The sequence below is a fragment of the Streptomyces sp. HUAS 15-9 genome, from assembly GCF_025642155.1.
In the GTDB taxonomy this organism is placed as follows: Bacteria; Actinomycetota; Actinomycetes; order Streptomycetales; family Streptomycetaceae; genus Streptomyces.
Window position 1 is genome coordinate 4,282,591 of the sequence record NZ_CP106798.1, and the last position, 18,972, is coordinate 4,301,562.

16 protein-coding genes and 1 pseudogene are annotated in these 18,972 nt (G+C 70.4%); 6 read left to right on the forward strand and 11 right to left on the reverse strand.

The window, feature by feature from the left end; all coding sequences use genetic code 11:
- Positions 1-838 precede the first annotated feature (838 nt).
- Positions 839-3,211, forward strand: a complete 2,373-nt coding sequence (locus N8I87_RS44395; RefSeq protein ID WP_411577255.1) for a response regulator — start codon at positions 839-841, stop codon at positions 3,209-3,211.
- Between the two features lie 15 nt (positions 3,212-3,226).
- On the opposite strand, the gene N8I87_RS19810 is transcribed toward N8I87_RS44395, so the two are convergent.
- The gene (locus N8I87_RS19810) at positions 3,227-3,484 is read right to left on the reverse strand and encodes a hypothetical protein (RefSeq protein ID WP_263210489.1); all 258 of its coding nucleotides are present in this window, start codon (positions 3,482-3,484) and stop codon (positions 3,227-3,229) included.
- 344 nt (positions 3,485-3,828) lie between these two features.
- Here N8I87_RS19810 and N8I87_RS19815 point away from each other — a divergent pair, with 344 nt between their 5' ends.
- The gene (locus N8I87_RS19815) at positions 3,829-4,101 is read left to right on the forward strand and encodes a GntR family transcriptional regulator (RefSeq protein WP_263210491.1); all 273 of its coding nucleotides are present in this window, start codon (positions 3,829-3,831) and stop codon (positions 4,099-4,101) included.
- 49 nt (positions 4,102-4,150) lie between these two features.
- On the opposite strand, the gene N8I87_RS19820 is transcribed toward N8I87_RS19815, so the two are convergent.
- From N8I87_RS19820 to N8I87_RS19855, 8 genes and pseudogenes are all read right to left on the reverse strand, one after another.
- On the reverse strand, positions 4,151-5,809 hold the full coding sequence (locus N8I87_RS19820) for a long-chain fatty acid--CoA ligase (RefSeq protein WP_263210492.1): 1,659 nt from the start codon (positions 5,807-5,809) through the stop codon (positions 4,151-4,153).
- Between the two features lie 142 nt (positions 5,810-5,951).
- A complete protein-coding gene (locus N8I87_RS19825; RefSeq protein WP_263210494.1) occupies positions 5,952-6,545 on the reverse strand; it encodes a SigE family RNA polymerase sigma factor in 594 nt (197 codons plus the stop codon).
- A 157-nt stretch (positions 6,546-6,702) separates the two neighbouring features.
- Complete coding sequence (locus tag N8I87_RS19830) at positions 6,703-7,869, reverse strand: lipid-transfer protein (protein WP_263210496.1); 1,167 nt, start codon at positions 7,867-7,869, stop codon at positions 6,703-6,705.
- On the reverse strand, positions 7,866-8,273 hold the full coding sequence (locus N8I87_RS19835) for a MaoC/PaaZ C-terminal domain-containing protein (protein ID WP_263210497.1): 408 nt from the start codon (positions 8,271-8,273) through the stop codon (positions 7,866-7,868). Before N8I87_RS19835 ends, N8I87_RS19830 begins: the two co-directional genes overlap by 4 nt.
- A gap of 4 nt (positions 8,274-8,277) precedes the next feature.
- Positions 8,278-9,362: pseudogene (locus N8I87_RS19840) on the reverse strand (acyl-CoA dehydrogenase family protein).
- 1 nt (position 9,363) lies between these two features.
- Positions 9,364-10,275 (reverse strand): bifunctional MaoC family dehydratase N-terminal/OB-fold nucleic acid binding domain-containing protein, encoded by a 912-nt coding sequence (locus N8I87_RS19845; protein WP_263216552.1) that lies wholly within the window; start codon positions 10,273-10,275, stop codon positions 9,364-9,366.
- A gap of 83 nt (positions 10,276-10,358) precedes the next feature.
- Positions 10,359-11,513 carry an acyl-CoA dehydrogenase family protein gene (locus N8I87_RS19850; RefSeq protein WP_263210498.1) on the reverse strand — a complete coding sequence of 385 codons (1,155 nt, stop codon included), beginning with the start codon at positions 11,511-11,513 and terminating at the stop codon, positions 10,359-10,361.
- A gap of 176 nt (positions 11,514-11,689) precedes the next feature.
- Entirely contained in the window at positions 11,690-12,001 is a 312-nt protein-coding gene (locus tag N8I87_RS19855) for a hypothetical protein (RefSeq protein ID WP_263210499.1), read from the reverse strand.
- A gap of 386 nt (positions 12,002-12,387) precedes the next feature.
- Here N8I87_RS19855 and N8I87_RS19860 point away from each other — a divergent pair, with 386 nt between their 5' ends.
- The 4 genes from N8I87_RS19860 (at position 12,388) to N8I87_RS19875 (ending at position 16,285) form a co-directional block, all read left to right on the forward strand.
- Positions 12,388-13,257 (forward strand): bifunctional DNA primase/polymerase, encoded by an 870-nt coding sequence (locus N8I87_RS19860; RefSeq protein ID WP_263210501.1) that lies wholly within the window; start codon positions 12,388-12,390, stop codon positions 13,255-13,257.
- A gap of 358 nt (positions 13,258-13,615) precedes the next feature.
- Positions 13,616-14,713, forward strand: coding sequence for a hypothetical protein (locus N8I87_RS19865; protein ID WP_263216553.1), 1,098 nt, complete (start codon positions 13,616-13,618; stop codon positions 14,711-14,713).
- 115 nt (positions 14,714-14,828) lie between these two features.
- A complete protein-coding gene (locus N8I87_RS19870) occupies positions 14,829-15,200 on the forward strand; it encodes an effector-associated constant component EACC1 (RefSeq protein ID WP_263210502.1) in 372 nt (123 codons plus the stop codon).
- Positions 15,200-16,285, forward strand: coding sequence for a caspase family protein (locus N8I87_RS19875; protein WP_263210503.1), 1,086 nt, complete (start codon positions 15,200-15,202; stop codon positions 16,283-16,285). Before N8I87_RS19870 ends, N8I87_RS19875 begins: the two co-directional genes overlap by 1 nt.
- A 354-nt stretch (positions 16,286-16,639) precedes the next feature.
- On the opposite strand, the gene N8I87_RS19880 is transcribed toward N8I87_RS19875, so the two are convergent.
- Together N8I87_RS19880 and N8I87_RS19885 are read right to left on the reverse strand one after the other, a co-directional pair.
- Positions 16,640-18,334, reverse strand: a complete 1,695-nt coding sequence (locus N8I87_RS19880; RefSeq protein ID WP_263210505.1) for a caspase, EACC1-associated type — start codon at positions 18,332-18,334, stop codon at positions 16,640-16,642.
- Positions 18,331-18,678, reverse strand: coding sequence for an effector-associated constant component EACC1 (locus tag N8I87_RS19885; RefSeq protein WP_263210506.1), 348 nt, complete (start codon positions 18,676-18,678; stop codon positions 18,331-18,333). The genes N8I87_RS19880 and N8I87_RS19885 overlap by 4 nt, the downstream gene beginning before the upstream one ends.
- Positions 18,679-18,972: the final 294 nt, after the last annotated feature.

Below are 18,972 nucleotides of genomic sequence, written 5' to 3' on the forward strand. Positions count from 1 at the left end.
GAGGAGCTCGCGGCCGATGAGGAGCGGTACGCCGCGCTCGGCGAGCGGGAGAAGGACCGGTACGAGGCCCTGGCCGGGCGGCACGAACAGCTGCTCACGCTGCTCGCCGGCTCGCTGCGCGGACCGCTGGACGAGCTGCGCCGCGAGCTGGCCGCCCTCGCCGCGGACGACGCGGGGCAGCTGTGGCCCGAGGCCAACCAGGTGCTCCACCACCTCTCCGCCGGCTATTCGCGCATCACCCAGCTCATCGACAACGTCCTCGGCTACCAGCGGCTGGACGCGGGTACGGAGGACATCACCCGTACGAAGGTGATGCTCGACGCCGTCGTCGCCGCCGGTGTCGAGGGGGCCGTCGATCTGATCGGGCCGGGGCGGGTGCAGTTCGCCGTGCACGCACCGCCCATCGAGGCGGAGGTCGACCCGCAGCGGCTCGCCACCGCGCTCGCGCATCTCGTCGCGGACGTGGCCGGTGTCGACGCGACCGGCAACGCGCCCGTGTCGGCGGGCGGTTACATGGACAACACGGTTGTCGTGGCGGCCGCGCAGCGCGGCGAGGTCGTCCGCATCGAGGTGCGCGGGCCGTACGCCGGGGGAGACCCGGTGCACGAGCCGATCGTGCGCGGGATCGTGCGGGCGCACGGTGGTGTGCTGCAGACGCACGAGGTGCCGGGCATGAGCGGCAGCGCGTACGTCCTCGAGGTGCCGCTCGGCGGCGGCGCCGGGGCCGTCGTGGCTCCGGCTCCCGCCGTCACGGCCGCCGAGGAGGGTGGCTCCGAGGCGGGCGCTCCGGCCGGGCAAACCTCCGGCGGAGGCCGCATGGCGGGCCCGGCGGAACTCCGTGGACGCCTTCCTGGAGAGCGAGGTTCCCAGCCGGTCCGACGCCACCGAGACGGATGCGCCCGCACCGACCGGGCGGCGCAGGAGGCGCGCGGCCGAGGAGCCGGAGCAGGTCGCGGCCGAGGCCACGGAGGCCTCCGGCGGCACCGGGCGACGGCGCGGCCGGCCCGCCGAGGACGCCACCGGTGGCCAGGACGAGGACGTGGCCGAGGGTGCCGTCGTGACGGCGGCCGAGCACGCGGCGGGTACGGCCGCCGTGGGCAGCGGGCTCGGCGGGACCGTACCGCCGCAGGGCGTGCCCGTGCCCACCGGTCGGCGTGCCCGGCGTGACGGCGGGGAGGCGCAGGCCGCCCTGCCGCCCGCGCTGCCCGCGCCCTCCCCTGCCCCGGAGACCGGAGCGGAGCCCGTCCCGGCCGACCGTGCCCAGCCCGGCGGGCGCCGCCGTCGGGCCCTGGCCGCCGCGGCCGAGCGTGCCGCCGCGCAGGAGGCGGGGGCCCGTACGGTCTTCGCGCTGCCGCCGGCCGAGGCCGACCGTTCACCCGGTTCCGAGCCCACGCCCGTGCCCGTGGCCGACGGCACGAACGGGCAGGTGCCCGCCCCGGTTCCGGTCCCGGTCCCGGCCCAGATGCAGGCTCCGGTGCCGAGTGAGGGCGCACCGGGCGACGACGGGCGGCACGACGCCGTACCGCACGACCAGGCCGAGGACCACACGCCACCCCAGCCGCACCCCACCAGCGCGCCGACGGGCCGCCGACGACGGGCCGTGGCCCAGTCGGCCGAGATGTCCGCGACGCCCGCGCAGGGCGTGCCCGCGCAGGGCGTGCCCGCGCAGGGCGTGCCCGCGCAGGGCGTGCCCGCGCAGGGCGTGCCCGCGCAGGGCGTGCCCGCGCAGGGCGTGCCCGCGCAGGGCGTGCCCGCGCAGGGCGTGCCCGCGCAGGGCGTGCCCGCGCAGGGCGTGCCCGCGCAGGGCGTGCCCGCGCAGGGCGTGCCCGCGCAGGGCACGGTCGGTCAGGCCCTGCCGCTCCCCGCGGAGGCGGCGCCCGCGGCGCCCGTGGCCCCCGCCGCCCAGGCGACCCCGGCCCCCGGCACACCGATCGGTGCCGCCGCCGTCTCTCCGAACGGCACCGACACCCCCGGCGCGGGCACCCCGCTCCCGCCGGAGCACCGTGCCGCCCAGCCGTTGCCCGCCGAGGCGGCCGCCCCCGTCGACCCGAACTCGACGCAGGGGCGGGCGATCAGCGTGCGGACCCTGGGGCAGGGCGTGCCGTTCAGCCGGCAGGCGGCGCAGGTGCAACAGCCGACGCCCACCCCGCCCCCGCAGACGCCGGGCGGTTCCGGTCGCCGCCGCAAGCTGGGCACACCGCCCGACCCGGCCGCGCGCCAGGAGCAGCGCCAGGAGCAGGGGGCTCGCCCGCACCCGCCGACCACCGAGCAACCGCCCGCGCAGCCGTCCCTGGCCGGACAGTCCCTCGCCGGGCAGACCCTGGCCGGGCAGTCCCGGCTCGCCCCGGCCACCACCGAGGGTGCCGGACGGTCGTACGCCATAGGTGCCCCGGACGAGAACGCCGCCGAGGGTCCCGAGCCGCTGGACGGGCCGGGCGGCGCGATCGAGGTCGCGGACCCGCCGCGCCCGCAGCCGATGGACGACGAGCTGCCGCCCGAGCCGCTGGACAACCCGCGGCGGTTGCTGGTGTGGCCCGCACCGGACGTCACCACCCAGCAGGCGCTCAGCGACCGCGGCTACCGTCCCGTGATCGTGCACTCCCGCGAGGAGGTCGACGCGCAGATCGCCGCGTTCCCGGCCGCGCTGTTCGTGGACCCGCTGACCGGGCCGATCACGCGTACCGCGCTGCAGTCGCTGCGGCAGGCCGCCGTGGCGGCGGAGGTGCCGGTGCTGGTGACGGCCGGGCTCGGACAGGCGACGCGCGAGGCGGCGTACGGCGCCGATCCCGCCGTACTGCTGAAGGCGCTCGCCCCGCGGGACAGTGAGCAGCACCCGCCGCGGGTCCTGCTCATCGAGGAGCACGCGGAGATCGCGCTGGCGCTCACCTCGACGCTGGAGCGGCGCGGGATGCAGGTCGCGCGGGCGGCGAGCGATGCCGACGCAGTGACGCTGGCGGGGCAGCTCAGGCCGAACCTGGTCGTGATGGACCTGATGCAGGTGCACCGGCGCCAGGCCGGGATCGTGGACTGGCTGCGCGCGAACGGGCAGCTCAACCGCACTCCGATCGTCGTCTACACCGCCGCTGTCGACCAGGCCGACCTGCCACGGCTGGCCTCCGGCGAGACGGTGCTGTTCCTCGCGGAGCGGTCGACCAGCGGCGAGGTGCAGGGCCGCATCGTCGACCTGCTGTCGAGGATCGGTACGAACTAGGAAGGGCCCGGGGTTCTACTCCGGGTCCGCCGTCACCATCGCGACGCACTCCGCGAGGGCGTCGTACAACGGCCTTACGAACGCGGCGAGTTCGGCGTCGGATGCCCGGTCGGAATCCAGTACGGCGCCCACGACGGCGAGCAGGGCGACCGCGACGCGCACGGCGTGGGCGTCGGCGAGCGCCGCGAGGTAACCGCCGGGTTCCGTGACGGCGTAGACCGCCTTGCCGGTGGCCGGGTCGACGCCGAGACTGCGGAGGCGGCGCGTGCTCATACGGCGACCTCCACCGGGACGTAGGGGCGGACGAGGGGCAGACCGTGGACGAAGACGACGGACGAGGACCGCGGTGTGGTCGGGGCAGGACGATGGCAGGGAGAGGGTGCGGACACGGGCCCCTCTGCCCGGTGGGCTCCACGAGCGGGGAGCAGGAATCGCAGGATCGCGACGAGTCGGCTGCGCACAGGTCGACTCCGTTGTAGTCGGCTCAGCCCCGGCAAGGAAGCTCCACACTTCCCGCCGGGGCGCTTTCATGACTGCGATGGTAGCGCCTTGTATCGCTACGTTGCGATACGTATCCCGAAGAGCGTGCATCAATCCCCTTGCCTAGCGTCGATTCCATGAACCCCGATGCTGAGATCGATCACGGCGCGCCTCTGACGCCGTACCGGCAGCTTGCGGAAATCCTGCGCGCACAGATTCGACGCGGAGACTGGCAGCCGGGGCGGATGCTGCCGAGCGAGGCCCAGCTCGTGCAGCGGTACGGGATCGCGCGGACGACCGTCAGGAGGGGGTTGGCCCTGCTGGCCGACGAGGGCTGGGTGTTCACCGTCCCTCAGCGAGGCTGGTTCGTATCCGACCCGCTCCCGCCCTCCCCCGAAACCCCCGCATGACGAACAGCCCCCGGCGCAGGCCAGGGGCTGTCGGTCGTACAGAAGCGCGTCAGCCGAGCGTGGTCACGTCCAGGTCGCCCTCGGCGTACTTCCTGCGCAGCACCTTCTTGTCGAACTTGCCCACGCTCGTCTTCGGCACCGCCTCGATGAGCGTCCAGCGCTCCGGGAGCTGCCACTTGGCGATCTTGCCCTCCTCCGCGAGGAACGTGCGCAGGGTCGCGAAGTCGGTGCTGGAGCCCTCCCTCAGCACGACCGTGGCCAGCGGGCGCTCGCCCCACTTGTCGTCGGGGACGGCGACCACGGCGGCCTCGGCGACGTCCGGGTGGGACATCAGCGCGTTCTCCAGGTCGACCGAGGAGATCCACTCGCCGCCCGACTTGATGACGTCCTTGGCGCGGTCGGTGAGAGTGAGGAAGCCGTCGGGGCTGATGACGCCGACGTCACCGGTCTTCAGCCAGCCGTCCTCGCTGAACTTGTCGGCGGGGCGGAGCGGTTCGGCGTCGGGGCCGTTGTAGTACGCGCCCGCGATCCACGGGCCGCGCACCTCCAGCTCACCGGCCGACTCGCCGTCCCAGGGGAGCCGCTCGCCGCCGGGGCCGGTGAGGCGGGCCTCGACACTGGCCGGGAAGCGGCCCTGGGTGAGGCGGTAGCCGAACTCCTCCTCCGTACCGACCGCGTGGGCCGGCGGGCGGGCCACCGTGCCCAGCGGGGATGTCTCGGTCATGCCCCAGGCGTGGCAGACCCGCATGCCGAGCTCGTCGAAGGCTTTCATCAGGGCGGGCGGACAGGCCGAGCCGCCGATGGTGACCTGGGTGAGCGAGGAGACGTCCCGGGGCTTGGCGGTCAGCTCGGCCAGCAGGCCCTGCCAGATGGTGGGGACGGCGGCCGCGTGGGTCGGCTTCTCGCTCTCGATCATCTCGGCGAGCGGGGCCGGCTGCAGGAAGCGGTCCGGCATCAGCATGTTGACGCCGGTCATGAAGGTGGCGTGCGGCAGGCCCCAGGCGTTGACGTGGAACTGGGGCACGACGACGAGCGAGGTGTCCTGGTCGGTCAGCCCCATGGACTCGGTCATGTTGACCTGCATGGAGTGCAGATAGATCGAACGGTGGCTGTAGACCACGCCCTTGGGGTCACCGGTCGTGCCGGAGGTGTAGCACATGGCGGCGGCCTGGCGTTCGTCGATCTCCGGCCAGTCGAACGTCTTCGGCTTGTCCGCGATCAGCTCCTCGTACTCGTGCACCTGCGCCGCGGCGCCGGCGAGCGGGGAGCGGTCACCGGGGCCCGAGACGACGATGTGCTCGACGCTCGTCATCCTCGGCAGCAGCGGGGCGAGCAGCGGGATCAGCGAACCGTTGACGATGATCACGCGGTCGGCGGCGTGGTTCACGATCCAGGCCAGCTGCTCGGCGGGCAGACGGAGGTTGAGCGTGTGCAGGACGGCGCCCATGGAGGGGATCGCGAAGTACGCCTCGACGTGCTCGGCGTTGTTCCACATCAGCGTGGCGACCCGGTCGTCGGCCCGGATGCCGAGGTCGTCGCGCAAGGCGTTCGCGAGCTGTACCGCGCGGGTGCCCGCCTCGGCGAAGCTGCGCCGCTGCGGCTCGCCCTCCCCGGTCCAGGTGGTGATCTGGGACTGTCCGTGCACCAGCACACCATGCACAAGGATGCGGGTGACGGTCAGCGGTACGTCCTGCATGGTGCTCAGCACGGAGTCCTCCCGGGGCGACTTTGCCTACGCGGTGGTAAGGGCTGCGCTGATTCTGCGCACATACCGCGCGGTATGTCACTAGGGGCAGGCAAACTTGCAACCTTCGGAGGGCCGCGCAGGCGTGCTTCGGAGGGCCGCGCACCTATCGCACCAGGTCGAGCTCCGGGTCCTCGCGCAGCTTGCCGAGCGCCCGCGACACCGCCGACTTCACCGTTCCCACCGACACCCCGAGCACCTCGGCCGTCTGGGCCTCGCTCAGGTCCTCGTAGTACCGCAGGACGACCATCGCCCGCTGCCGCGCCGGCAGCTTCGCGATCGCCCGCCACATCGCGTCGTGCAGCGCCTGCCGCTCCGCCGGGTCGTCCCCGCCGGGCACCGGCTCCGGCTCGGGCAGCTCGTCGCACACGAACTCGTCGACCTTGCGCTTGCGCCACTGCGAGGTCCGCGTGTTCAGCAGCGCCCGGCGCACATAGCCGTCGAGCGCCCGGTGGTCCTCGATCCGCTCCCAGGCGACATACGTCTTGGTGAGCGCGGTCTGCAGCAGGTCCTCCGCGTCGCTCGGGTTCGCGGTCAGCGACCGTGCGGTACGCAGCAGCACCGGCTGGCGGGCCCTCACATACGACGCGAACGACGGGTACGTGGGAGTTCCCCCGGTCGAGCGGAGCCGGGACGGGGAGAGGGTCTGCCTCACCGATGTGGCGGCGTCCGACGCGCTTGTGCAGACGGGTGTGGTCATGGCTCCACGCTATGAGCGACCCCCCGCACGGCGGATCGGTCCCAGGTCCCGAAGCAGAGTCCCCCTCAGGTTGTAGGAGTGGGGTCTGCTACACCTCCTGAAGGTGGACTGCCGAGCGCCCGCTACTCCGGGTTGACCCCTGAGCGTCCCTGAGGGCTCAGCCGTCGACCGCGAGGATCAGCCCCGACGTGGGCACCCCCGTCCCCGCCGTCACCAGTACCCGGTCCACCCCCGATATTCGGTTCACCGCCGTGCCCCGCACCTGGCGTACCCCCTCCGCCACCCCGTTCATACCGTGGAGGTAGGCCTCCCCGAGCTGTCCCCCGTGCGTGTTGAGCGGCAGCCGCTCCTCGGCCACGAAGTCCGCCGCCTCGCCCCGTCCGCAGAACCCGAACTCCTCCAACTGCATCAGCACGAACGGGGTGAAGTGGTCGTACAGGATCCCCACGTCGATGTCGGCCGGGGCCAGCCCGGAGGTGCGCCGCAGCTGCCGGGCCACCACCCCCATCTCAGGCAGGCCGGTCAGGTCGTCGCGGTAGAAGCTCGTCATCTGCTCCTGGGCACGACCGGCCCCCTGCGCGGCGGCCGCGATCACCGCGGGCGGGTGGGGCAGGTCGCGGGCCCGTTCCACGGAGGTGACGACGAGCGCCTGCCCGCCGTCCGTCTCCTGACAGCAGTCCAGCAGCCTCAGCGGCTCCACGATCCAGCGTGAGGCCGCGTGGTCGGCGAGCGTGATCGGGCGGCCGTGGAAGTACGCCGCCGGGTTGGTCGCCGCGTACTTGCGGTCGACCACGGCCACCTGCCCGAACGCCTCCGGGGTCAGCCCGTACATGTGCAGATAGCGCTGTGCCGCCATGGCCACCCAGGACGCCGGGGTGAGCAGTCCGGACGGCAGCGCCCAGCCGAGCGCCGCGCCCTCCGCCGACGGCTCCCGGTGCTGCACGCCCGAGCCGAATCTCCGCCCCGAGCGTTCGTTGAACGCCCGGTAGCAGACCACCACCTCCGCGACGCCCGTCGCCACCGCGAGCGCCGCCTGCTGCACGGTCGCGCAGGCCGCGCCGCCGCCGTAGTGGACCCGGGAGAAGAAGGACAGCTCACCCATCCCGCAGGCCTGGGCCACGGTGATCTCCGGGCTGGTGTCCATCGTGAACGTCACCAGACCGTCCACGTCGCCGGGCATCAGCCCCGCGTCGTCGAGCGCGGCCCGCACCGCCTCCACCGCCAGCCGCAGCTCGCTGCGCCCCGAGTCCTTGGAGAACTCGGTGGCACCGATGCCGACGATCGCCGCGCGTCCGCCGAGCGTGTCCCGGGTGCGTACGCTCATCGCGCACCGCCCTCGGGCAGGACCGTGACCGTCACGGTGCCCGTCACATGTCTGCCGATGCCGTTGGAGCCGGTCACCCGGACGGTGGCGGTGTCGCCGTCAACCTCCTCGATCCGGCCGGTCAACACCATGGTGTCCCCCGGGTAGTTGGGTGCCCCCAGCCGGATGGCGACCCTGTGCAGCACGGCCGTCGGACCGAAGTGGTCCGTGATGTACCTGCCGACCAGCCCGTTCGTCGTCAGGATGTTCATGAAGACGTCCGGGGAGCCCTTCTGCCGGGCCAACTCGGCGTCGTGGTGGACGTCCTGGTAGTCGCGGGACGCGATCGCACCGGCCACGATCAGGGTCCGCGTGATCGGGATCTCCAGCGGCGGCAGCTCCGCGCCCGCCGTCGGCACCGTCATGCCCTCACTCCGCACTCGCGATCAACTCCCCCAGCTCCTGAAGCACTTCGCCCCCGCATCCCAGACAGGCGTCCAGCTGCCGCCCCCACAGGAAGTGCCGGTGCACCGGATGGCCGAGGTCGGCGCCCGCACCGCCGTGCAGATGCTGACCCGTGTGGACGGCCCTCCCCCACTCTCGGCTTCGCTCGAGCGGGGGACCCCCATCCCCGCCTCGGAGGCCCACCAGGCGGCGGTCAGCGCGTGCGTGTCGTAGGGGAGCCCCATGTCGCGCCGCCAGGCAGCCTCGTACGCCGTCACCCGTATCGCCTCGGTGTCCATGTACGCGTCGGCGGCCCGCAGTTGGACCGCCTGCCGGGTGGCGAGCGGGCGCCCGAACTGCAGCCTGCCGTTCACATGCGCCACGGCCCGCGCGAGCGATCCCGCACACACCCCGGCCTGCAGCCCGGCGAAGGCGATGCGGGCGGTGGCAAGAACGTCGGCGTAGGCGTCCTGGCCGCCGAGCCGCTCCGCGTGCGCGCCGTCGAGGGTGAGGTGCCCGGCCGACCAGGGTGCGGTCAGCTCGACCGGCGTCACGGTGGTGCCCTCCGCGAGCGGGGTCATCCACAGCTGCCGGCAGGCATCGGCGACGAGGACGTGCGTGGCGTCCCGCAGCCAGGGGACGACGGGGACGGTGCCGGTCAACGCGCCGCGAACGGAGTCCCCTACCCCTCCCTGCGCCGAGGCCCGTACCCCGCCCTGCCCCGGAAGCGCCCCGCTCACCACCACGGAACCGTCCCCGATGCCCGGCAGCAGCCGCTCCCGTTGCTCCGGGGTGCCGTGGGCCGTGAGGGCGAGCAGCCCATAGACACAGCTCGCCGCATACGGCACCTGAGCCGTCGTACGGCCCTGTTCCTCCAGCAGCAGCACCAGCCCGAGCAGGCCCAGCTCCGCCACCGCGCTCACCAGGCCCGCCCCGCACAGCGCCTTCCACAGCCCGGGGTCGCTGCCGGTGCCGGTGGCTTCGAGCCGCTCGTGCGTCGCGAGGTCGTCGAAGATCCGGGCGGCCAGGTCACGGGCCGCGGCCTGCTCCTCCGTGGGCGTGAAATCCATGTCAGGCCTCGCCCCCGATGACCCGGAACACCGGCAGGACCAGTGCGCCCTCCGCGTCCTCCCCGTCCTCGTAGGTCCGGAACTCCACCCGTACCGGCAGACCGATGCGCACTTTGTCGTACGGCACCCCCACCACGTTGCTGATCATCCGCACGCCCTCCACGAGCTCGATCAGCCCCACCGCGTAGGGAGGGTCGAAGGCCGGGAACGGCGGGTGGTGCATCACGACGTACGAATGGACCGTGCCCTCGCCGCTCGCCTCGACCGTGTCCCAGTCCAGGCAGCCACAGGTGTTGCAGCCCGGCAGCCAGGGGTGGCGCAGCGTGCCGCAGTCGGCGCAGCGCTGGATGAGCAGTCGGTGCCGTTCGACGCCCTCCCAGAAGCCGGCGTTGTCCCGGTTGACCACCGGGCGGGGGCGCCGGGCAAGCGGGGCCCGCTGTCTGCGGCGCGACGGGGCGTACTTGAGGATGCGGAAGCGGTGCGTGCCCGCGAGTTCCGTGCCGACCCGCACGTCCATGCGGGTGGTGATGAAGTACCCCGTGCCGAGCTTCGTCGTCTTCCGCTCCGACACCGACTCGATCACCGTGTCGAACGTGACTTCGTCCCCGGGCCGCAGGGGCCGTGGATACTCCTGTTCGGAGTCGGTGGCGACGACCGAGACGCAGCCCGCGTCGTCGAGGAGGGCCATCAGCTCGTCGAACGCGGGCGTGCGCCCCTCGTGGCCGGAGAGGCCACCCATCGTCCAGGCCTGGAGCATGGTGGGCGGGGCGATGGCGTCCGGCCCCTCGTAGGCCGGGTTCGTGTCGCCGATCGCCTCGCACCAGTGCCGGATCATCGGCACGTTGACCGGGTCCTTGCCGACGCAGCCGACGGCGGCGGCCCGCCCCTCGTACTGCTTGAGCCGTACGTACAGCTCGTCGTGCTCCTTGAGCTGTCCGTCCGGCTCCGCGTGCTCCTTCTCCTTGAGCCGTGTGTCCGGCTCGTCCGGCCCGTCGCTCACCGCCGCCCCCTCGTCATCCCGAGCCGCATGGTCGCGACGATCTCCCGCTGCACCTCGCTCACTCCGCCCCCGAACGTGTTGATCTGCGCCGCCCTGTTCAGCCGCTCCAGTTCGCCGTCCCCGAACGCGCCCGGGGAGCCGGAGCGGACCAGTCCCGTCTCGCCGACGATTTCCTGACACATGCGATACGTCGCGACAGTCGATTCCGTTCCCGCGAACTTCACCCCGCTGGCCTCACCGGGGGCCGGCCGACCCGCCCCCACGTCCGCCACCAAACGCCAGCTGAGCAGGCGATTCGCGGCCAGCCGGGCATGCGCTTCGGCCAGCCGAAAACGCACCCACGGCTCGTCAACCCGGCGCCTGCCGGTCACCGGATCAGGGGTACGGGCGGCGGCGAGCGCGGCCGCATGGAAGTCCTCGGCCTGCAACCCGATGGCAGCCAGGGCGACCCGCTCGTGGTTGAGCTGGTTGGTGATGAGCGACCAGCCGTCGTTCTCGGTGCCGACGAGGTTCCCGGCGGGGACCCGGACCCCGTCGTAGTAGGTGGCCGTGGTCGTCTGCCCGCCCACCGTCTCGATCGGCGTCCAGGAGAACCCGGGCGCGTCGGTGGGGACGAGGAGGATCGAGATGCCGCGGTGCTTGGCCGCCTCGGGGTCGGTGCGGCAGGCGAGCCAGATCCAGTCTGCGTGCTGGGCGCCCGACGTGAAGATCTTCTGGCCGTCCACCACCCAGCCGTCGCCCTCGCGCACGGCCCGGGTCCGCAGCGACGCCAGGTCGGTCCCGGCGGACGGCTCGCTGTAGCCGATCGCGAAGACGAGTTCGCCGCGCAGGATCCTGGGCAGGAACCAGGCCCTCCGCTGCTCGCTCCCGTACTTCATCAGCGTGGGCCCGACCGTGTTCAGGGTGACCATCGAGACGGGGGCGCCCGCGCGACAGGCCTCGTCGAAGAACACGAACTGCTCGTCCGCGCCCCGGCCCTGACCGCCGTACTCGACCGGCCAGCCGAGCCCGAGCAGGCCGTCGGCGCCGATACGGCGCAGCAGCGCCCGCTGTTCGTCGACATCGAGGGGCCCGTCGGGCATCAGGTCCCGGAAGTACGCGCGGAGTTCGGCGCGCAGCCGCTGCTGGCGCTCGGTGGGGGCGAGGTGCACGGCGGGGGCCTCCCGGCGTCGTACGAATGACAGTTTCTGACTGTCCGTCAGATACCGTCGGGTGTCAAGGTCGGCTCCAGGAGCGCGAAAACGCCTGTGCGGCGATGCCGAAGCACCGCCGCACAGACGCATGACGACCCCGAGAAGCACACCCCACAAGGGACTTCAGACGCGGCTCACCACAGCTTGGTGAAGTGGATCAGGACGTTCTCGTTGCCCTGGTTGACGGCCGTGAACGCTGAGCGGTTGACCTGCGCGGTATTGCTCTGGTTCGAGGCTCCGTGGCCGGCCGCGTTCTGCTGTGTGGTGGACGAGTTGCCGCTGTTGTTATGGCCGACCCCGCTGCCGACGATGCTCGCCACGCCCGCGTTCGATCCGTCGGCCGCGAAGCCGCCGTTGTCCGCGGCCGCGACGCCGGTGAACAGTGCGGCTGCGAGCGGAAGCGCGGAGACGGCGGCGAGAACGCGGGCGGTACGGATGCTTGCCATGTCTGTTCCTCCAGAACGGAGTACCCGTCGGCCGCCGGCCGCGAGTACGTCTAGTACGTCAGGTACGTCAAGTACCGCTTCTGCCAGGGAAGTTGGCCGACCGCCCCGGTGGTTGTGCACGACGTCGCGAGTCCAGAGTTGCCCAGCGGATCCCCGGCGAACCACCCCGGATGCCCTGATTCGCCCTCAAGCGTGATGACATGTCGATAAACCCCTTTCACCACCTTTAGCAATCCCTTGCCCCAAGCATCACCAACCCGCCCTTCTCCACCCCGGGCACCACAAGCGAGGAATCGTTCCAGCACAGTTCTGGCCAACTTTGCCGCCCCGGCGAGTCGCCCTCGCCCCCTCTTCCCTTTTTCGAACGCATGTACGAAAATAGACCCATGGCCACCACCGACCGGCAGGCCACGACGCTGGCCCTCGCACACGCCCTGTCAGCCGCCGAACGCGGACTGGCCGTCATCCCCCTGACCCGGACGAAGCTCCCGGCCCTGCGCTCCCCCCACCACGACGACCCCGACCCGGCTCCCTGCCACGGCGAATGCGGCCGCTTCGGCCACGGTGTGTACGACGCCTCGTCCGACCCGGTCCGCATCCGCGAACTGTTCTCCGCCGCACCTTGGGCCACCGGCTACGGCATCGCGTGCGGCCTGCCCCCGCACCGCCTCATCGGCATCGACCTCGACACCAAGTCCGGCACGGACTCCTCGGCCGCACTGCGCGAACTGGCCCTGCGGCACCTGTTCACGATCCCCGAGACCGTGGTCGTACTGACCCCGAGCGGCGGCCGCCACCTCTGGCTGACCGGCCCGCCCGACGTCGTCGTCCCCAACTCGGCGAGCCGGCTCGCCCCCGGCATCGACATCCGGGGCGCGGGCGGCTATCTCGTCGGCCCCGGCTCACGCACCGGCCACGGCGTCTACGGCACCGCTCCCGGCACCGCGCACCTGGCCCCCGCGCCCTGCCCGACCGCGCTGCTCCGGCTGCTGCTCCCGCCGCCGCGCCCCACCCATGCCGCGACGCATCCCTCGCTCGGCGACCGCGGCCAGGGCTTGGTCCAGTTCGTCCTCGCGGCCCACGAGGGCCAGCGCAACACCCGCCTTTTCTGGGCGGCCTGCCGCGCCTACGAGAACGGCATCGGCCGCGCCCTCATCTCGCCCCTGGTCGCCGCGGCCCTCAACACCGGCCTGACCGAACGCGAGGCACGAGCGACGATCGCGTCGGCGGCCCGCATGACGGGCCACCGCCCGTGAACCCGCCTCAGCGGCGCACGAGCCAGAGGGCTGCCGCGACCACGGGAACGAGCGCGGCGAGCATCCCCAGAACCACCCCGGTGTCCAACGTTCCGAACATGCCTGTTCCCCCCTTGAAATCACCGGCCCGACCGGCCCGTTCTCGGCCCCCCGGCCTTGGTCTCGGCCTTGCGACCAATGCGGTGATCGTATTGACCGGCCCGCCCGACGGGGAGGTCACAGGCCGAACGCTGAGCTACATCTGAGCTTCAGGTCAACGCGACCATCAATCATGGGGCCGAGCCGAGCTGTGTGATGATGCACGGAAGATGGCCGGCCCTGGGGAGGGGCCTGGTGCGTGAGAAGGGCGGGGCCCGTCGTGGGCAAGGGTGAGGGGTCCATACCCGACGAAGAGTGGGAGCGCTTCCTTCGTGAGACCGAGGCCGGGGCTCCGGGCGCGCCCGAGGAACCGTCGGCGCGGGCCCGGATGGTGGCGCGGCGGCTGCGGGAGGAGACCGGCCGACCCGAGCCATGGCGAGGTCAGCGACCGGCCCGGCGGCGAGGGGGCAAGGGCTGGTACGCGGTCGGTCTGCTGGTCACGGCCGCTGTGCTGGTCGTGGCCCTGGATCCAGGGCGGGTGACTGGATGGTTCGGGGGCGGGGGCGGTGAGAGTGCGCCGCTCGCCGCGGAGTCGAAACGTCCGGATCAACCGCCGCCGACGGAAGCGGCAGGCCAACTTCCCACCCTGGGGCAGCCGTTCAAGGGGTCGCCCGCGGCGCGGTGGGGTGACGGTACGGCTGGGATCGGCCTGCCTCAGGCGCGGGCGACCGGCTGGATGAGCAAGAAGCAGGTCGCGCGGACGCTCGAAAAATCCCGGGACTTCCTCGCCGCGTCCAGTCTGGATCCTGGTGTGCTGGGCGGGGAGCGGCCGAGGAAGGCGATCGCCTTGGTCAATCCTCATCAGCGGGATGTCCAGGACTACCTGGCGACCGCGTTCCGCGCGCCCAGCCGGGACAACGATCCTCTGCTGCTGTTCAGCCGCTTCGAGAAGACGAAGGTCCGGCTCGTCGGGGATGTGGTCAAGACACGAGGGCGGATCACATACCGGGAAGGCAAGCGCGGTGCGGTCGAGGTGACCACCGATGTCACGTACGTCTATCCCGTCGTACGCGCCGCGGCGGGAAGCGACGAGGTCGCGCGCACCATCGTGCGCCGTGAGGTCGTGATGAGCTGGGACGACCCGGCGAAGATCGTCATCGAGCCGGACACGTTCTCCCTCGTCTCCTACAAGGTGGACACCACCAACGGCGGCTGTGACACCTTCACCGGCTACCTCACACCCAAGTTCAGCGCGGAGCGCGCGTCCTCGAGCCAGGGTGACGGCCCCGAGGTGGACCCGTACGACCGGAGCACGTCGATGGAAGAGCGCATGCGGGAGGCCGGCGACGCGGGGTGCGGGACTGCCACACGGTCGTGAGCGGCATGTGCGGGGAAGGGTGGACGCCTGACCCGGGCCGGCACGGCGCCAATACCGCTGCGCAACCGGTCCGTTGGCCACGCGGGCTTGATCGGATGTGTCTATCGTAGGCACGGTGGCAGAGGCGACGCAGGGGAGTCCCATGCAGGTCCAGATCAGGGTTGCCGAGGATGACGGCGGTACGACGCTCATCGATCTCTACCGCTGGTTCCGGCAGGACGGCGACCTTCGGCGCCATGCCGAGGTACGGCTGCGGCAGCCGCGTCAGACGGGCGGCTCCATGGGGACTCTGGAGGTCATCGACCTGGTCCTCAACCAAGGTATCGCGGCAGCCAACCTTGCCCTGGCGTACGCCACTTGGCGCACCGGCCGTCCCGCGTCCTCTCCGGTGACCATCACGGTCGACGGGGTGTCGGTCACGGTGACGGACGGTTCGGAGGAATCGGTGCGCCGGATCACGGAACTGCTGCGGTCCGAGAACGACTGATGGACCTGCCCGATCCCGCGGCGTCTCGTGCGGTCCTGATCGGAGTGGACCGTTACCAGCACTTGGACGACCTGCCGGGGGTGCGCAACAACGTCCACCGGCTCGCCGCACTGCTGAGGGATCCCCAGGTGTGGGGCCTGCCGGCGGAGCACTGCGTGGTGTTGAGCAACCCCGAGTCCTACGAGGGACTGCTCGACGAGGTCCATACAGCGGCGGGCGCGGCGCAGGAGGCGTTCCTGTTGTACTTCGCGGGCCATGGACTGCTGTCGTCGCACGGCAACCTGCATCTGGCGCTGCCGAAGTCGGACAACGAGCGGCTGTACCGGGCCGTACCCTATGACTCGCTCCGGCACGAAATGGTCGACACATGTACCGCCCTCAGCAGGGTGGTCATCCTGGACTGCTGCTACAGCGGACGCGCGCTGCAGGGATACATGAATCCGGCAGCCGAAGTGGCGGACCTGGCGGACGTCGAGGGTACGTATGTGATGACCGCGTCGTCCGAGACCCAACTCGCCTGGGCCCCGGAGGGCGAGGAGTTCACCGCCTTCACGGGCGAAGTGGTGAAGGCCCTGTCAGAAGGCGTCCCCGATGCGCCGGACCCTCTGCGGATGGGCTCCCTGTTCCACCACGTGCGCAGGGAATTGAAGGCCAAGGGACGGCCGGTGCCGCAGCAGCGGACCCGCAACGCCGGACACGGCATCGCCTTGACCCGCAATCGCTGGGCCGCGACAGCGACGGCAATCTCCGAAGAGAAACAAGAGATTCAAGAGAAGCAAGAGAAGCAAGAGAAGACCGCCGAACCGCAGGAAGACGCAGCCGCGCAGAGCGGGGCAACACAGCCCCCAACGCCCGAACCCACGACGCCACAGCCCCCGCGTGACACGGCTCTTGCGAACCTGCTGTGGCGCGGCTTCGGCCCGTGGGCAGGCGTCCACCCCACCGATGTGGCCGGCAACGATCAACGCCCGGCAGGACAGTGGCGGCCTTGGCGGCAGCGGGAAGTACGGAACGTGGCCATCGTCCTGGGGATATACACGGCCACCGTCAGCGTCGTCCTCTTGATCCTCTTCAAAGGATCATGACAGAGCCGCATCAAGGCAATACAGGCTCCATGCAGAAGGGGTGCCCCTCCACGAGGGGCACCCCTTCTGACCTGCAAGGCTTATGACCTGTGCGGAGGCGGTGGGATTTGAACCCACGGTGACATCGCTGCCACGACGGTTTTCAAGACCGTTCCCTTAGGCCGCTCGGGCAACCCATCTCGCTCCCGGCCGCCGGGGGCGGAGAGGGTACAGCGTACCGGCCTCACGCCTTGCGCGGGGGCCCGTGGTCCACACGGGGTCCACTGGCTCCGTTCAGCTCCGCAGTGGCACCACTCCGACCAGCACCCCGTCCGCAGCCCCGCGCCAGCGCCTGGAAGCTTACGCCCAGCGGTCTCATCCCTCTCCGACGGACACTCTTCGCCACAGACGGATAGTGCGATCGTGTCCACAGCTGGCCAAGAGATCTCCATCAGGATGAAACTCAACCCACATGACCCAGCGCGTGGGGAACCCGCCATGACCGTGTAGCGTCGAGACTAACTTGTTTGAGCTCAAATCCCAGAGGCGAACAGTACCGTCGTCACCACCGCTGGCGATCACCTTGCCGTCCGGGCTGAAGGCCACACAACGCGCTGAGTCGGCGTGCCCAGTCAACGCCGCCGTGCACGCACCAGACTCGACGTCCCACAATCGCACAGTCCTGTCCATCCCACAGGTGGCCAGAGTTTGGCCGTCGGGACTGAACCGAACTCCGAACACCTTGCCAGTGTGTTCGCAAAGTTGCTGGACGAGTCTTCCGCTCGCCAGTTCCCAAATCCTTACGGTCGAGTCATCGCCCGTGGACGCGATTATGCGTGCATCCGGGCTGAAGCAGAGTGCTCGGACAGGAGCAATGTGGCCCCGAAGGACCATGCATTGGGCATCACTCATCAGATCCCAAAGCCTCACAGTGCCATCGTCGCTTGCTGCAGCAACGGTCGCTCCATCAGGACTGAATGCGAGCGCGTTCAGTGGAAAGCCCTGGCAGTCGTAGGACTTGACCAATCGACGGGTCAGTGAATCTCGAATAATCAGCTGACCATCGTCACCGCAGCTTGCGATCTTGGCGTCGTCTGGACTGAATTTGACACTGTGTACGCGACGCTTGTGTCCAGTCATCGTATCTATGTGACGCTTGGATGTCGTATCCCACAGTCGTACCGACTGATCTCTAGCGCCGCCGCCGCTGGCAATCAACTTCCCATCTGAGCTGAAGTCCAGAGCAAGGATGCGGCCTTGGTGGCCGTTCAATATCTTCAGGGCACGCCAGTCTGGGAGTTCACCTACGTGCAGCAGTTTGTGCCTGTGCCGGTTCCGGACCAACCCGAGCAGATCCGCGGTTTCGGTTCCGCACTGCTGTGGCACCGGGAGGCCCGCACCGAGCATCTGGCGGTGCAGGTGCCGGTAGATGTCACCGAGCCCGATCGCCTGACCAGCACCCGGCATACCGTCCCGAAGCAGCTGGAGCATCCGCCCGGTAAAGGCCGTGTTCCGTTCGCCGGGCAAGATCAGTGCGGTCCGGTTCGCCGGGGCCGAGGTCAGCGTATACGTACCTTTGACCTGCAGCTGGCCCAATACCTCCTCATCGACGCCAGCCAGCGGCTGACCAATTGCTCTGCCACTGAAACAGCTGTCCAGGATCACCACCCGGTTCGTGGCCCGGCTGGTCAGGAAGGCATCTCTCACCGCCTCGAAAGCCAAAGCGGTGAAGGCCAGCCGGTCAGGCCGCGTGCCGGCCAAGCTCAGGTACAACTCCCGGCGCATCGGGCCGAGCAACCCGTGCCCGCTGTAGTAGAACAGCAGTAGATCTTCCGCCTCGGCGGCGGCCTCGAACAGCAAGTCGCCGATATCCGCGGTGCTGGCCCGGGGAGGGGCGAGTACGCAGTGGGCCGTGTCGAAACCGCCGAAGTCCCGGTCGGTGAACACTTGAGCGAGGTCGGTAACGTTGTTGGCGACAACCTTCACATCGGGCAAATGTGGGTCATCATAGGCGGGGGTACCGACCAGGACGATCCGTGATCGCGTGGGATCTACCGGTCGCGCACTCATCTGGCCTGGCCGAGAGTGCCCAACACCAACGCCTCCACGTCTTTCACTCGCTTGGCATCGATTTCTACGCTACGGCCGTCCGAACTGCGGATCTTGATCCGCACGTCTGATCGACGCGGTTGGGTGAAGTACGTCTTCAGCGACGCTGCCAAGATACTGAGTACCCCGCCACCCCCCACTGCTACCGACAATACCTCGGTGATCGATCCCAGTTCGCCCGGCTTGGGCTCCTGGGGCATTGGCATGACCAGGCCGCGGAAGTCAGCTTCCTGACATAGCCATTCCTGGAGCTCAGCCAAGACCTCGTCAGCGCGGTCGGCCTCAACCGACAACAACACGTCCATAAACCCCCCAAGGCGCAAAGACGCCACAAGTATGCCGCCTGCTACGAGTCGAGTCTGCCAAAACGGCAACAGAACCTCGCAGTCAGCATGCTCCGGCATGCCACGCCAACGTCGTCACCGGCCTCCTTCTTCTACGGAGCCAGCTTGTCGATATGATCGACATCGTCTGATCTACGTGATCCGCAGGATCGGGCGGAGAGTTAGGCGGATGCCCCCTTCTTCCGTAAGCACCACGCAGCTTGTTACTCGATCCTGACTTCGGAATGACCGGGCGGCCCAAACCTGTGCGCATCG